The organism is Aquimarina sp. Aq107, assembly GCF_943733665.1.
Classification (GTDB): Bacteria; Bacteroidota; Bacteroidia; order Flavobacteriales; family Flavobacteriaceae; genus Aquimarina.
In genome coordinates this window covers 4,481,575-4,495,625 of the sequence record NZ_OX030782.1, presented here as the reverse complement: position 1 = coordinate 4,495,625, position 14,051 = coordinate 4,481,575, and the positions used below count along the sequence as shown (strand labels likewise).

At 33.0% G+C, this 14,051-nt stretch carries 13 protein-coding genes; 7 read left to right on the top strand and 6 right to left on the bottom strand.

Annotation, left to right across the window (positions count from 1 at the left end):
* Positions 1-4: 4 nt before the first annotated feature.
* From NMK29_RS19455 to NMK29_RS19435, 5 genes are all read left to right on the top strand, one after another.
* The gene (locus tag NMK29_RS19455) at positions 5-2,020 is read left to right on the top strand and encodes a fumarate reductase/succinate dehydrogenase flavoprotein subunit (protein ID WP_108803279.1); all 2,016 of its coding nucleotides are present in this window, start codon (positions 5-7) and stop codon (positions 2,018-2,020) included.
* Between the two features lie 5 nt (positions 2,021-2,025).
* Complete coding sequence (locus tag NMK29_RS19450) at positions 2,026-2,772, top strand: succinate dehydrogenase/fumarate reductase iron-sulfur subunit (protein WP_027393274.1); 747 nt, start codon at positions 2,026-2,028, stop codon at positions 2,770-2,772.
* Between the two features lie 211 nt (positions 2,773-2,983).
* On the top strand, positions 2,984-3,706 hold the full coding sequence (locus tag NMK29_RS19445; protein WP_108803278.1) for a hypothetical protein: 723 nt from the start codon (positions 2,984-2,986) through the stop codon (positions 3,704-3,706).
* Positions 3,707-3,781: 75 nt separating this feature from the next.
* Complete coding sequence (locus NMK29_RS19440) at positions 3,782-4,285, top strand: hypothetical protein (RefSeq protein ID WP_108803277.1); 504 nt, start codon at positions 3,782-3,784, stop codon at positions 4,283-4,285.
* A 40-nt stretch (positions 4,286-4,325) separates the two neighbouring features.
* On the top strand, positions 4,326-4,892 hold the full coding sequence (locus NMK29_RS19435; RefSeq protein WP_108803276.1) for a hypothetical protein: 567 nt from the start codon (positions 4,326-4,328) through the stop codon (positions 4,890-4,892).
* Here the strand turns inward: NMK29_RS19435 and NMK29_RS19430 are convergent.
* A complete protein-coding gene (locus tag NMK29_RS19430; protein ID WP_108803275.1) occupies positions 4,881-5,702 on the bottom strand; it encodes a hypothetical protein in 822 nt (273 codons plus the stop codon). The genes NMK29_RS19435 and NMK29_RS19430 overlap by 12 nt on opposite strands.
* Complete coding sequence (locus NMK29_RS19425; RefSeq protein ID WP_108803274.1) at positions 5,686-8,085, bottom strand: M28 family peptidase; 2,400 nt, start codon at positions 8,083-8,085, stop codon at positions 5,686-5,688. Before NMK29_RS19425 ends, NMK29_RS19430 begins: the two co-directional genes overlap by 17 nt.
* Positions 8,086-8,397: 312 nt before the next feature.
* On the opposite strand from NMK29_RS19425, the gene NMK29_RS19420 reads away from it, so the two are divergent.
* Positions 8,398-8,868 carry a CBS domain-containing protein gene (locus NMK29_RS19420; RefSeq protein WP_108803273.1) on the top strand — a complete coding sequence of 157 codons (471 nt, stop codon included), beginning with the start codon at positions 8,398-8,400 and terminating at the stop codon, positions 8,866-8,868.
* Between the two features lie 6 nt (positions 8,869-8,874).
* On the opposite strand, the gene NMK29_RS19415 is transcribed toward NMK29_RS19420, so the two are convergent.
* The 4 genes from NMK29_RS19415 to NMK29_RS19400 form a co-directional block, all read right to left on the bottom strand.
* Positions 8,875-9,591, bottom strand: coding sequence for a hypothetical protein (locus NMK29_RS19415; RefSeq protein WP_108803272.1), 717 nt, complete (start codon positions 9,589-9,591; stop codon positions 8,875-8,877).
* A 1-nt stretch (position 9,592) separates the two neighbouring features.
* Complete coding sequence (locus tag NMK29_RS19410; RefSeq protein WP_027393281.1) at positions 9,593-9,943, bottom strand: hypothetical protein; 351 nt, start codon at positions 9,941-9,943, stop codon at positions 9,593-9,595.
* 128 nt (positions 9,944-10,071) lie between these two features.
* Positions 10,072-11,547: a cellulase family glycosylhydrolase gene (locus NMK29_RS19405; RefSeq protein ID WP_108803271.1), complete on the bottom strand. Its 1,476-nt coding sequence runs from the start codon at positions 11,545-11,547 to the stop codon at positions 10,072-10,074.
* A 260-nt stretch (positions 11,548-11,807) separates the two neighbouring features.
* Complete coding sequence (locus NMK29_RS19400) at positions 11,808-12,710, bottom strand: histone deacetylase (protein ID WP_108803270.1); 903 nt, start codon at positions 12,708-12,710, stop codon at positions 11,808-11,810.
* Between the two features lie 71 nt (positions 12,711-12,781).
* Here NMK29_RS19400 and NMK29_RS19395 point away from each other — a divergent pair, with 71 nt between their 5' ends.
* Positions 12,782-14,047 (top strand): MFS transporter, encoded by a 1,266-nt coding sequence (locus NMK29_RS19395; RefSeq protein ID WP_108803269.1) that lies wholly within the window; start codon positions 12,782-12,784, stop codon positions 14,045-14,047.
* The last annotated feature ends 4 nt before the right edge of the window (positions 14,048-14,051 follow it).

Below are 14,051 nucleotides of genomic sequence, written 5' to 3'. Positions count from 1 at the left end.
TATTATGTCAATTTTAGACTCTAAAATACCAGAAGGTCCACTGGCTGATAAGTGGACAAAACATAAAAATACAATTAACCTGGTAAATCCGGCAAACAAACGTAATATTGATGTTATTGTTGTTGGTACTGGATTAGCAGGTGGAAGTGCTGCTGCTACGTTGGCAGAACTTGGTTACAACGTTAAAACATTTTGTTATCAAGATTCTCCAAGACGTGCGCACTCTATTGCAGCACAAGGAGGAATCAATGCTGCAAAGAATTATCAAGGAGATGGAGATTCTAATTATCGCCTTTTTTATGATACTGTAAAAGGAGGAGATTATAGATCAAGAGAAGCAAATGTATATAGATTAGCAGAGGTTTCAGGAAATATAATTGATCAATGTGTTGCACAAGGTGTGCCTTTTGCACGTGAATATGGTGGATTGTTAGATAATAGATCATTTGGTGGAGTATTAGTATCTCGTACTTTTTACGCTAAAGGACAAACTGGACAACAGTTATTACTCGGAGCATATTCTGCAATGAACCGCCAGATTAATAGAGGTAAAATACAAGCTTTCAATCGTCATGAGATGTTAGATCTTGTGAAAATAGATGGTAAAGCTAGAGGTATTGTAGCCCGAAACTTGGTAACCGGAGAGATCGAACGTCATTCTGCTCATGCAGTAGTATTGGCAACTGGAGGATATGGAAATGTATTTTTCTTGAGTACCAATGCAATGGGTAGTAATGTAATGGCAGCGTGGAGAGCACATAGGAGAGGAGCCTTTTTTGCAAATCCTTGTTATACTCAGATTCATCCTACGTGTATTCCTGTATCAGGTGATCATCAATCGAAGTTGACACTGATGTCTGAATCCTTGCGTAATGATGGAAGAATTTGGGTTCCGAAGAGAAAAGAGGATGCTGAGGCTATTCGTGCAGGTAAATTAAAACCTACACAATTATCTGAGGAAGAAAGAGATTATTATTTAGAAAGAAGGTATCCTGCATTTGGAAATTTAGTTCCACGTGATGTAGCTTCTAGAGCTGCAAAGGAACGTTGTGATGAAGGTTTTGGAGTTAACAAAACTGGTGAAGCAGTATATCTTGATTTTGCAGCTGCAATCCAACGATACGGAAAAGAAAAAGCATTAACCTCTGGTATTCATAATCCAACCGCAGAACAGATATTAGAATTTGGAGAAAAAGTAATAGAGGACAAGTATGGTAACTTATTTCAGATGTATGAAAAGATCGTAGATGAGAATCCTTACAAAACACCAATGATGATTTATCCTGCAGTACATTATACAATGGGAGGTCTTTGGGTAGATTATAATTTACAAACTACTGTTCCTGGATGTTATGCAGCTGGAGAAGCTAATTTTTCTGATCACGGAGCAAATAGGTTAGGAGCTTCTGCTTTAATGCAAGGATTGGCTGATGGATATTTCGTATTACCGTATACAATAGGAGATTATCTATCTCATGATATTAGAACAGGGAAAATACCTACAGATACTCCAGAATTTGATCAAGCAGAGAAGGATGTAAAAGATCGAATCGAAAAATTAATGGCTGGATCTGGAGAGCATTCCGTTGATTATTACCATAAAAAATTAGGTAAAATCATGTGGAACAAATGCGGGATGTCTCGTAATGAGAAAGGATTAAAGGAAGCGATTGATGAAATTGCTGCTTTAAGAGAAGATTTTTGGAAAAATGTAAAAGTTCCTGGAGATGCTAATAGTATGAATCCAGAGTTAGAAAAAGCAGGAAGAGTTGCGGATTTCTTAGAATTAGGAGAATTATTTGCTAAAGATGCTTTAGATCGTAATGAATCTTGTGGGGGACATTTTAGAGAAGAGTCTGTAGAACAATCAGGAGAACAAAAAGGAGAAGCATTGAGAGATGATAAAAACTTTAAGTATGTTTCTGCTTGGGAATACAAGGGAGAACCTAAAGATGCTGTACTTCATAAAGAAGATTTAGTATTTGAAAACATTGAATTAAAAACACGTTCTTATAAATAAAAGCTATGAATCTTACATTAAAAATATGGCGTCAAAAAGACGCTCAATCTAAAGGAAAGATAGTAGAGTATCCGATATCTGGAATTGAAGGAGACATGTCTTTTTTAGAAATGCTAGATGTGTTAAATGAAGAATTGATTACTAAGGGCGAAGAGCCTGTAGTTTTTGATCACGATTGTAGAGAAGGTATTTGTGGAGCTTGTTCTTTACAGATTAACGGAGAACCTCATGGGCCAGATAGATTAGTTACTACTTGTCAGTTACATATGCGAAAGTTCAATGATGGGGATACTATTTTTATAGAACCTTTTAGAGCACAGGCATTTCCTGTAGTAAAAGATTTGATGGTAGATAGAAGTGCTTTTGATAGAATACAACATGCCGGAGGTTATATTTCGGTAAATACTTCTGGAAATACGATAGATGCGAATGCAATTCCAGTAAATAAGGAAAATGCAGATGATGCTTTTGCCGCAGCAACTTGTATTGGTTGTGGAGCTTGTGTAGCTGCTTGTAAAAATGCTTCTGCGATGTTATTTACATCAGCAAAGGTATCTCAATATGCATTGTTACCACAAGGCCAAGTAGAAGCAACTGAACGTGTAATGGCTATGGTAAATCAAATGGATGAAGAAGGATTTGGTAATTGTACGAATACAGGTGCTTGCGAGATAGAGTGTCCAAAAGGAATCTCTTTAGAGAATATAGCACGTATGAATCGAGAATACCTTAAAGCAAGCTTGAAAGGATAGTTTATTAAACATATATAAACAAGGGTAAGACTCCAAATCATTTGATTTGGAGTTTTTTTTGAAAATGAATGTTTTTTGTGGTAACATTTTTCGAATTAAAGACATTAATTAATATATGATAATAAGTTTGTGGGTTGTTTGATTAAGTTAAAAGACTATTACAGAAGCTTTTTATTAGTTATTTTTATTAGGAATATCAAAATCATAAAAAATGAAAAAAATTATTTTATTTATTGCTATAGCATTAATCACATTTAATGTTAGTGCTCAAAGTCGTATTGACAGGAGTTCACTAACTCCAATTGATCAATTGTTCAGACCTTTAGAGTATAAGGAAAGGGACGCTCCAGGAGAGATTGAAAATGTAAGTCTAGAAGGAGCTGTAGGGTCACCTTATGAAGATAAAGTATTTAGACAAGGAGAATTAGTAGATCTAAGTTTTGAGAAAAAAGTAATTGGGATGTTCGTTAGGTATAATGTTTATACTAATGAAGTTGAACTTGTAAAACACCCCGAAAGTAAGAACATTAACGCTATGATAAAAGCGGAAAAGGTTTTTGCTAGAATAGGAAACCAAGAGTATCATTATAAAGAATATAATGATGCAAGTAATAAACCTAAAAAAGGGTATTTAATTAAACTTCGATGCAATTCGAAAATTAATGTGTACAAAGAGCTGACTAAAACATTTGTACATCCAACAGTAGCGAAAACTTCTTATCATAAAAATTCACCAGCTAAGTTTATGGATCATGAAAAATATTATATCGAGATTGATGGTAAGCTGGTATATCTTAAAATGAATAAAAGAAAGATTGTAAAATCTTTTCCTGGAAAACAAAGTGAGTTAAAAAGTTATATAAATAAAGAAGGTTTAAACTTTAAGAAGGAAGTGGATTTAGTTAGATTGGTAGCATATTATGATACGCTATAAGTAAAATTGTTTTGTTAAACGCTAAAACTCCAAATAGCTTAATATTTGGAGTTTTTAGATAATCCCCGAAAAGCTATGGATAAAATTATATTTTACTTAGCTGTCCTATTTGTAATATCAGTTAGCTGTTCGAAAAAGGATGTAGTAAATCAGCATATTATTAGCGAAGTAGAAGGTTTGGTTACCAATGATGAAAGAAGGTTTTTCTTAGAAGAAATACAACAAGAGAATTGGAAGATGCGTAAACATATTACTGATATTGAAATGGTATATGGTTATGAAAGTAAAGAAAGAAAAGAAGCTTTTCAATTGATGCTACAAACTAATAAAATTAATCTACAAAAAATTGAATTATATTTAAGTAGATATGGACACCCATCTGCCGCAATACATGGCGATTTGGCAGCAAAAACTCCTTATATAGTCATTCACCATTCTGGAAACTTAGCATCCAAAGAACGAAATTTTGAGCATCTCTATAGAGCATATAAACAAGGAGATTTAGGGCCAAGTAATTTTTCAGTTTTTTTAGGTAGATACTACACCACCAAATTCGATAAACAATATAATTTACCGTAGTCTTTGAAATAGATTAAGGTTTCAATATTAAAGAAGTATTATGAAAAAGGTTATATATTATTTGATCTTTATATTAATATTAGCTTGTAATAAGGAAGATAAAATAAGCGGAGAGATTATTCTTGAGGTTAAGTCTTTGGATACTAATAATAAGAAGGTGGCTTTTTTATCAGAGATACATGAACAAGATCAAAAAGTTCGTAAGAATCTTTCCGAGGTAGAGCTAGAATTTGGATATGATAGTGATGAGAAAAAGGAGGCGATACGGAAGATGATTAAAAATGATCGAACTAATCTTCAAAAAATAGAACTGTATCTACAAGAATATGGCCATCCTTCTATAGATACACTCGGAGAAATAGCAGCTGGAACTCCTTGGATCGTTATTCATCATTCAGGAAATATTGAGTCAAGGCAAAGGAACTTTACCTATTTATATAATGCTTATAAGAATGGAGATATAAAACCAGGTAGCTTTTCGTTTTATTTAGAGCGGTTTCATCGTATGAAATTTGGTAATCGATTTACGCTTCCTAATCCATACAGGCAAGAAAAGCTAATTGATTCTTTAATCAAACGTTTGGACTTGTTAGAGTTAACTAAATAAATACAGGTTTCTTTTAAAGCTGTATTGCAAGTTGTGTTGTAATTTTTTTGAATCAATAATTTTTCCTTTTGACGGAGTATCAAAATCATAATCGGGAACTGGTAATTCCATTTGTTTACAGATTGCACTATAATAGGCCGATTTTTTAGGATGATCAGGGTAAGATGCATTATATGTTTTATCCCACCTGTCGATTTTGATAATTTTTTCGATAATGCCAATACAATCTTCCCGATGGATAAGATTTACCGGGGCTAGAGGGTTTTTAATATCTTTCCTCTTAGATAACATTGTTGCTGGATGCCTTCTAGAATCAAATAAACCTGCAAAACGAAGTATAACAACATGAAATTTTTTATTTTCTTGTAATAGTTTTTCTACTTCTATTAACTGTTTTCCCGCATTTGTAATCGCATTAGGGGTAGTTTCTGGTGTAATTAAAGGAAAACCATCTTCGTCAGAAAAAACAGAAGTAGAGCTTATAAAAACCACCTTTTTAATCGTTGACTTTTCAATTAGCGGAACTAATTTTTTAATTTTAGTTACGAAGTTACCTTCAGGGTTTCTACGTAATCCTGGTGGGACATTAATAATTAAAATGTTACTTCCATCTAGAAAAGACTGGATGTTGCCCTTAGGGCCATCTTCAGTCATTTCCAATAGATATGGGTTAATCCCATCATTTCTATGGGTTCCTAATTTACTTTCTGTTGTAGAAGATCCCTTAATTATGTAGTTTTCTTTTAAAAGAGCTTTGGCTAAAGGTAATCCCAACCACCCAGTTCCTAATACACTAATTTGTTTGTTCATTATCTTCTGACAGATTTGAAGATTGATTAGTTTGCAAAGATGCGGAATCTTTGATTTTTTCGACATATTCTAATGTCAATGTTTTCTTAATAGTTATGGCATCATTTAATACAAATGGTTTTGGAATCATCGTTTCAGAACGCTTAGGAATAGAAAATAAACCGTTTTCTAGCAGGTCATAAGAAGATTCATAAAGAACAATCTCTGGAACTGAATCTTTATGAAATTCCATTTTTAACTCTAGTGATTCATTATTCCTTAGATGATACGTCAGTAAGCGATTACCAGTACGTTCAGTAAAAGAGTTTTTTACAAAACCATCTTTGCCAGTTATATCTTTAGCAGAAATACAGTTTGCAGATAGCTTATTAAATTTAAAAGATTTTCGGATAAATAAATCCATTCTATTAATATTTCTCTGTGGTCGTATGCATAAATCTAAAATTCTTGTATCTCCTTGTATGCTATCAAAAGAAGTTTCTATTTTCGAAGAACTAATGTTTTTTAAAGGAGCTTCGTTAACATAGTTAAAAGAATTACTGTACTTACTTTCGATAGTGTTTTGATTCCAATCTTTAGCAATGTTTTTAAGACGGTCAATATAGTTTTTGGTCCATGGGTCTAATGTGTGATCATAAGAAGCCCAATACGCTTTATTGTTGTCCTCGTGTATGATGTACACTAAACTGTTTGGTTTTTGCCTTTCTTTGGTAAAATCTGATTTAAAATGAGATGCACCAAGACACGCTAAAGCAATTATGAAAGCGACCGTACCCAACATACTTTTCTTAGTATAAAAACCAATCACTGGTAGTAATAACGTACATAATAAAACTGTAAGTACAGAGGAAGCAAAAGTTATTTTTAACCCTAAGGCCACAGGGAAAGTTGCAATAAAAGGTACCATCATAAAAATAGAGGGTAGACATAGAATTAACATCAATAAAGGAAATGGTCTTTTTTGATTAATCAAAACAAATTGACATAAAAGACATAGTAATACTGGAATTATAAAATAGCTAGCACCTTCTAAATACACGGCAGCAGCTCCACAGATTAGTATCCAAAAAAATAATGGAGCTACTAATATACTTGGGAGTTCTTCTACATTATTAAAGATACTGTATACTTTAAAAAATACTGCTATAGCAAGGAATATAGCTCCAGCTATATAGTAATATCCATTATATGGAAATCCGTGTAATATGTCGTGATATTCTGGGTATATTATTAGCACTAATTTCCAAAGCCCAAAACCAAGTACTCCTGCTAATCCTGTCGAAATAATAAATGCTAAAAATCCGCTTCCAACTTCGCTAAAATTAATACGAAACCTTGCCTTTCCATAGATAATAAGTCCAATGAAAAGAAAAATGGCTATTCCAAGTAGAGGATAGATCCATGTAAATGGATATTTAATGATTTTGAATATAGGAATATTAAAATATAAAAAGTCTTGTTCTGATTTTAGATTAGAAATATCAGCATCAGAAAAATAGGTTAGTAATGGCATTAAATAGCTACCTTGATGTTGTAATGTATTAAGGTCAAGGTTTTGCCAAGTATCATTTGCAGTGTGATAATCAAAATGATCATCGATGAAAGCAAAATTATATCCTTCAATATTTCCATGTTTTCTAAAAACAGTTAAGTCCGTATCGTTAGGAAGTAGTTTATAAATACTGTAAGCTAAGGAGTTTGTCACTGGAAATTTGGGATCAGCTTTAATGAATTCTTCGATCATTCTGCCGTTTTTACCATTGGTTTCCATTAACATAAAAGAATTTCCACCACTTCCTCTTGCTTCGAAATTAAGTACAAGTCCTATATCTTTAGCCCATTGGTGTTCCGCCACAAATAAATCTGCTCCGTTTAGCCCTAATTCCTCTGCATCTGAAATACAAATAATAACATCGTTAGTTGGAGTTTTATTTTGACTTAAATAGGCTCTAATACTTTCTAAAATAGTCGCAACACCACTTGCAGCGTCACTCGCACCATAAGAAGAATGTTGACTGCTATCGTAATGAGATAATAAGAGTAAAGCTTTTCCAGGTTTAGTACCTTTTATCTTTGCTACGATATTTTGAGGCTTACTCATTGTTCCTTTATCGCCCAAGGAAAATCCTTCTTGAATTTCTGGAGATAAACCTAATTTTTTAAGTTCTTCTAGAATATAATTTTTTGATTCTTCATGCGCTGAACTTCCTAAATAATGCGGTTTTTCGGAGATTTTTTTAACGTGCTCTAATGCTCTTAATGTAGAGAACTCTTGTTCTGGTGTGTCCAAACCTGATATTTGCTGAGGCATACTACTATAAAAGGTATACCATACAGAAAAAAGAATGCATATGAACGTGATTACTGAAAGAATTTTTTTCATCAGTTTTTAGTTTGTTTTGTTAGTCTAGATAAAAGTATATCGTCTAGGATTTGAATAGAAGAAGATAAGGTTTTAATAAGCAATAGAAATAAACTCACTTTTGTCAAATTGATTCTTATTTCCCTCATTTGTTTAATATCTTTTAAGATAGTCTACACGAACCATATTTTTTTAAGAAATATCTAAATTTTAACCGTTCGAGTAATTTTGATAAAGGTAATAAAATCAGATTTTATCATCATAAATGTTAAAATACTATTGAATAAGTAATTGAAAATGACTATATTTAAGATTCACTAAATCACTATTATTATGGGAATTATAAGTTTTCAGGGCGCGAGAACCAAGGTAAAAAAGCAGGATAATACTCCAATTAAAGTTTCGGATTACATGACTAGGAATTTGATCACTTTTTCTCCAAAACAATCCGTAATGGAAGTGATGGAAACCTTAATAAAAAATAAAATTTCCGGAGGCCCGGTGGTTAACGAACAGAATGAGTTGTTAGGAATTATTTCTGAAGGGGATTGTATTAAACAACTAAACGAAAGTCGTTATTACAATATGCCAATTGACGATGCTAACGTAGAAAGGTTTATGGCAAAAAATGTGGATACCATAGACGGTAATATTAGTATTTTTGATGCTGCTAATAAATTCTTAGAGAGTAAAAGAAGACGTTTTCCAATATTAGAAAATGGCAAGTTAGTAGGCCAAATAAGTCAAAAAGATGTTATGAAAGCAGCTTTACAGATGAAAGGCCAAAACTGGAGAGACGTATAAGTAGGTTTAAGTCGTCTTTTTTGATTCTTTTGCTTTAGAAAGATCAGTTATGATAAGTTTACGTTCAATATCACCCGATATGTACATGCTTTTGGGAGAATATCGATCAAAATTGTGATCGGATTCTTTCCAATTCGCCATACCCAATATTGTGATCTCTTCACCTATTTCTATCGCTCCTTCTTTATAGCGGATACTTTTATTAAAGCCTAAAAACCCTGTGCTTTCTCTTCCATGAGATTGAAGGAACTTTTCTAAAAAAGCAGGTGCATCCTTCCAAGTTCCAGAAGTGTATTCAACGTCTTGATCGAGATATGTGATTTTACTTTTTTTCGGGATATTTGTGTCAATAATTGCTTTATTTCCGTCACTTTCTAGAATGAAATTTTGAAATTTTTCTTCGGTAATGATTGTTCTCCAAGAGCTGTTTTTTCCATTACTTCTTTTTTCTTCTACCTGAATTTTGTAATACAAACATTCTCTTTTCCCAATAGGCGAAATTAAAGGCTGATCAATAGGTAAAGCTTTACCTTTAACTTTAATGTATTCGTTTTCTTTACAAAGAGGGATTTTTTTAAAAGAATGTTCTTTTAACTTCCTTAGCATCCTATTTTTTTTACTATAAACTTGAGATAGAATAAAAAAAACGATAATACCGAATAGAAAAATGAAAAAGAATCCACTATCTCCTATAGCCATTAATTGAAGTTTTAAAAAAGACATATTAGTTATTTCTTTTTACTAAAGCATAGTATTCGTTTTCTAAAGGAAGATATCCCTGATCATAAACGAAGTAATATACTGTTCCAACTTTTGTAGTATAAATACTGGTGAAAAATTGAAAATCAAACCCTTTAGCAATTAACTTTGATTTGGTAGTTTTTGTTTTTTCTTTTGGATTGAGTTCCTCTAGAATGCGGTAGTTTTTTCTAAGGCGGTTATTGATATTTCTTACTAAGTTTTTACTATCCTTATTAAGTTTATTATTGAAGGCATTTCTGCAATAATCACTACAGAATTTTTTGTCAGCGCGACCAATAATTTTTTCACCACATTCTGGACAGTCTTTTTGCATAAAGTATTATTTGATAGCAATATACAATAATCCGATTTAATCGTTTGTAAATGGATAATATAGGGGTTAAAAAAATGGAGTACACTAATTAGTATACTCCATTTTTTATAGATATGATAAAAGATCTATTATTGAATGATTATTTTTTTAGTGAACGTTTCTTTAGAGTTAGTAATAGTGATTTTAGAAAGATATACTCCAGCAGTTAGTTTAGAAACATCATATAAATAGCTATCAGAAGATAAAATTTCTTGTGCAATATGATCCACTTTTCTGCCATTAAGATCATAAATACTGATAGAATTAATACTACCTTGTTTAAAGTTGAAATTTAATGTTTGAGATACTGGATTTGGGTATACGCTAAAAGAAATATCAGAAAGATCATCTACCGCTAATACGTTACCTGCAGAACAATTAGGGATTGGATTTGATAAAATGGGCTGTAAATAATCCATTTTCCATTGCACTACTGTGCTCCAATCATCAGCCAAAATACCACCAGTATCACCAGAATTAGGATTTAATGCCCAAAATGTAAAGTGTAATTTCTTTTCTTTGATAAAATCTATAAACTTGGCAAACCAGATTTCATCTAATCCTCCTTGCCCTTTAATTCCTAATTCTCCAACGAGTAGAGGAGAAGTTCCGTTTGTATTTAAGAAGTTAAATTGTTCTTCCCAGATTCCAGGCATATTGTCAGGAAAATCTGGTGCAGAAAACCATTCCTGTTCAAATACTGTAGGGCCATATTCGTGAGGTGAATACATCAATTTATTAGGATTGCTTAAGGTAATAGGATAATCTCTAGCTCCTTGCAGATTTCCTCCCCACCAATATGATGTTTCAGTACCATCAGGTTTTGTATATGCTTCAATCCCTTCTACCATAATTAATACATTCGGATTTACTTCTAAGATAGCGTTACCACACTTTTCGGCCGCTAAACGCCAGTCGAATGCGTCATTTGTTCCCCATCTAGCACCTTCTGGATTATCAATTTTACCATTTGGTTCATTATTGATATCCATTCCGATAACAGCATCAAAATTCTTATAACGATCTGCTATAAATACCCAGTCATCAATCCATTGTTGTTCTGGTACATTATCGGTATACCACAATTTTTCAACGAGATACGCATCAGGGTTTCTAGAATGGCAATCTAGGATTACTTTCATATCATTTTCTTGGCACCATTGAATCGTTCTATCTAATAGCTCTAATGGAGTTGTAAAAGTTGACTCTTCTTCATTCATAGGCGTTACACCGGTATAAGGATCAGAACCATAAGAGCCAATATTTATTGAAGCACCATCTCTTAGCATCATATTGTGCCAAGGTATTCTAAAGCAATTAAACCCAAGATCTTTAGACTGCTGTAGTACACTTTTATGATCCCTTGACCAAATACCGTGGAAACTACTAAGTTGTGTTTCGAATCCGAACCAGTTAACACCTGCTAGTATTACTTCGTTACCATCGGCATCTAATAATTTGTTGCCGTTTACAGTTAACCAATTACCGGGACAATTTTCTTGAGAAATAACGTATTCTGATGACATTAGAATTGCCATCAGAAATAGGATGTAAATTTTTTTCATTTTAGTTAAGCTTAGTTATGATTTGTATAACAGCTATAACGATTGCGTAAAAACTTTTAGTATTTCATTATTGATTCTATTTTTGATAAATATCATTTTTATTAAAAAGCTTTTAATGGTATTGATTTTTAAAGTTTTATGCACTAAAACTTTATGTTAAATGAGAATTTGTTAAATGGATTTTTCGTTTGTAGGTATACTATGATAAGGAGGTGTAGTATAAAACTTATATTATTAAAAGCTCGCAAGTTTTGTTTGTATTAGAAATAGATTTCTTGCGCTAATCTGAAGGTATTAGCATGCGCCTCAATAATAGTTTTAATATCTGGAGAATATCCACCACCCATAGAACACATTACAGGGATAGTATGATCCTTACAAGTTTGTATAACAAATCGATCTCTTTCTTTGCAGCCTTTTATGGTGCATCCCAATTTGCCCAATTTATCGGAACCTAAAATATCTACTCCACAGAGGTAATATATAAAATCGGGCTTTTGCGCATGAATAAGGTTAGGGAGCGTTTCTTTCAGAATTTTTAGATATTCTTTATCTTCTGTTCCATTACTAAGTGAAATATCCAGGTCAGACTGTTCTTTTTTAAAAGGATAATTACTTGCCCCATGCATGGAGAATGTAAATATATTTGGATCATTCTTAAATATTTCTGCTGTGCCATTTCCTTGATGCACATCTAGATCTACGATCAGTATTTTACTTGCCAGTTGTTTTTGTAATAGATATCTAGCAGCAATAGCTTGATCATTTAATAAACAAAAAGCTTCACCATGGTCGCTGTAAGCGTGATGCGTTCCTCCTGCTATGTTCATTGCAATCCCATGCTCTATTGCATATTCTGAAGCTTTAATAGTGCCATCAGCAATAATTACTTCTCGATCAACGAGCTCCTGCGATAGTGGGAAACCAATCTTACGTATCGCTTTTCGATCTAATGTAAGCTTAGTAAGTTCTTGATAATATTCTGTGCTATGAACAGCTAAGATATGTGTAGAATCAGGTATTTTTGGTGTAAAGAAGTGTTCTCGATGACAAGTACCTTCATGTAGCAATTGCTTAGGCAATAGCTCATACTTGATCATCGGAAAACGATGTCCTTCTGGTAATGGGTGTTTGTATATAGGATGGTATGCTATTTTTAGCATTTAGATAAGGCAATAATCATTTACTTAATGAATACGAAGATAGTATCTTTGCCAAACAACCAATTACCTTTTTGATGAAAAATGATCCTTACTCCGCATTACGATATAAAGAGTTTACAATTTTTTTATTAATACGGTTGTCACTGGTTATGGCGTGGACTATGCAATTTATAGTGATTGAATGGCAGGTGTATAGTCTTACCAAAGACCCACTTTCTTTAGGTATTATTGGTTTAATGGAGGTTGTTCCGGCAGTATCTTTGGCTTTATTTGCAGGTCATATTGTTGATCAAAAAGAGAAGAAAAGCTTACTACTTACGTGTATTTTAGGATTTTTGGGAATTAGTTTAGGTTTGTTACTATTAACTTGGCCTAGCATTTCAGGTTCTATGGCTGAATCTACTATTTTGTATGGAATTTATTTTCTTGTTTTTTTAGGGGGTATTGTTAGAGCTTTTTTAGGTCCGACTTTGTTTTCCTTGTTAGCGTTGTTAGTTCCTAAAAAGGTGTACCCTAATGCTGCAACTTGGAGTAGTTCCACTTGGCAAATAGGAGCCGTTGCTGGACCAGCGCTTGCGGGATTTACAATAGGTTTTATTGATGTGCATTGGTCGATGTTGGTGATTATTGGTTGGGCGTTAATAGCTTTCATTTGTTTGTTTAGGATTCCTAAGAAACCAATAATGAATCCTAATATTGGTGAACCTATATTTAAGAGTTTGAAAGAAGGGTTAACGTTTGTTTTTAAGACCAAAGCGGTTTTAGGGGCACTTACTTTAGATATGATCGCTGTTCTTTTCGGAGGTGCTATTGCCTTATTACCTGTTTTTGCTCAGGATATTCTTAAAGTAGGACCACAAGGCTTTGGTGTTCTAAGGGCTGCTCCTGCTGTAGGGGCCTTTATAATTATGTTTACCACTGCATATTTTCCGATTAATAAAAAAGCAGGTATAAAACTGTTATTAGCTGTTTTTGGATTTGGAGTTAGTATTATAATTTTTGGTGTTTCTTCTGTTTTTTGGATTTCTGTAATGGCATTATTTTTTAGTGGAATTACAGATGGAATTTCAATGGTGATACGACAAACAATATTACAACTTAAAACTCCTGATCATATGAGAGGGAGAGTTTCTTCTGTTAATTCCATGTTTGTAGGATCTTCAAATGAATTAGGAGCTTTTGAGAGTGGTATTACTGCCAAATACATGGGCACAGTAACAGCCGTTGTATTTGGCGGTAGTATGACATTACTAACTGTTATTTTTACTTCTATCGTTTCTCCAGCTTTTAGGAAATTAGACCTCAGAAAAGATATTGAAGAAAATTCAAGTAGTTAATAGT

Excerpts from the sequence above, each read along its gene's own strand:
- NMK29_RS19420 (WP_108803273.1), top strand. The coding sequence starts at position 8,398 with ATGGGAATTATAAGTTTTCAGGGCGCGAGAACCAAGGTAAAAAAGCAG.
- NMK29_RS19445 (WP_108803278.1), top strand. The coding sequence starts at position 2,984 with ATGAAAAAAATTATTTTATTTATTGCTATAGCATTAATCACATTTAAT.
- NMK29_RS19425 (WP_108803274.1), bottom strand. The coding sequence starts at position 8,085 with ATGAAAAAAATTCTTTCAGTAATCACGTTCATATGCATTCTTTTTTCT.
- NMK29_RS19405 (WP_108803271.1), bottom strand. The coding sequence starts at position 11,547 with ATGAAAAAAATTTACATCCTATTTCTGATGGCAATTCTAATGTCATCA.
- NMK29_RS19430 (WP_108803275.1), bottom strand. The coding sequence starts at position 5,702 with ATGAACAAACAAATTAGTGTATTAGGAACTGGGTGGTTGGGATTACCT.
- NMK29_RS19435 (WP_108803276.1), top strand. The coding sequence starts at position 4,326 with ATGAAAAAGGTTATATATTATTTGATCTTTATATTAATATTAGCTTGT.
- NMK29_RS19410 (WP_027393281.1), bottom strand. The coding sequence starts at position 9,943 with ATGCAAAAAGACTGTCCAGAATGTGGTGAAAAAATTATTGGTCGCGCT.
- NMK29_RS19400 (WP_108803270.1), bottom strand. The coding sequence starts at position 12,710 with ATGCTAAAAATAGCATACCATCCTATATACAAACACCCATTACCAGAA.
- NMK29_RS19455 (WP_108803279.1), top strand. The coding sequence starts at position 5 with ATGTCAATTTTAGACTCTAAAATACCAGAAGGTCCACTGGCTGATAAG.
- NMK29_RS19440 (WP_108803277.1), top strand. The coding sequence starts at position 3,782 with ATGGATAAAATTATATTTTACTTAGCTGTCCTATTTGTAATATCAGTT.
- NMK29_RS19415 (WP_108803272.1), bottom strand. The coding sequence starts at position 9,591 with ATGTCTTTTTTAAAACTTCAATTAATGGCTATAGGAGATAGTGGATTC.
- NMK29_RS19450 (WP_027393274.1), top strand. The coding sequence starts at position 2,026 with ATGAATCTTACATTAAAAATATGGCGTCAAAAAGACGCTCAATCTAAA.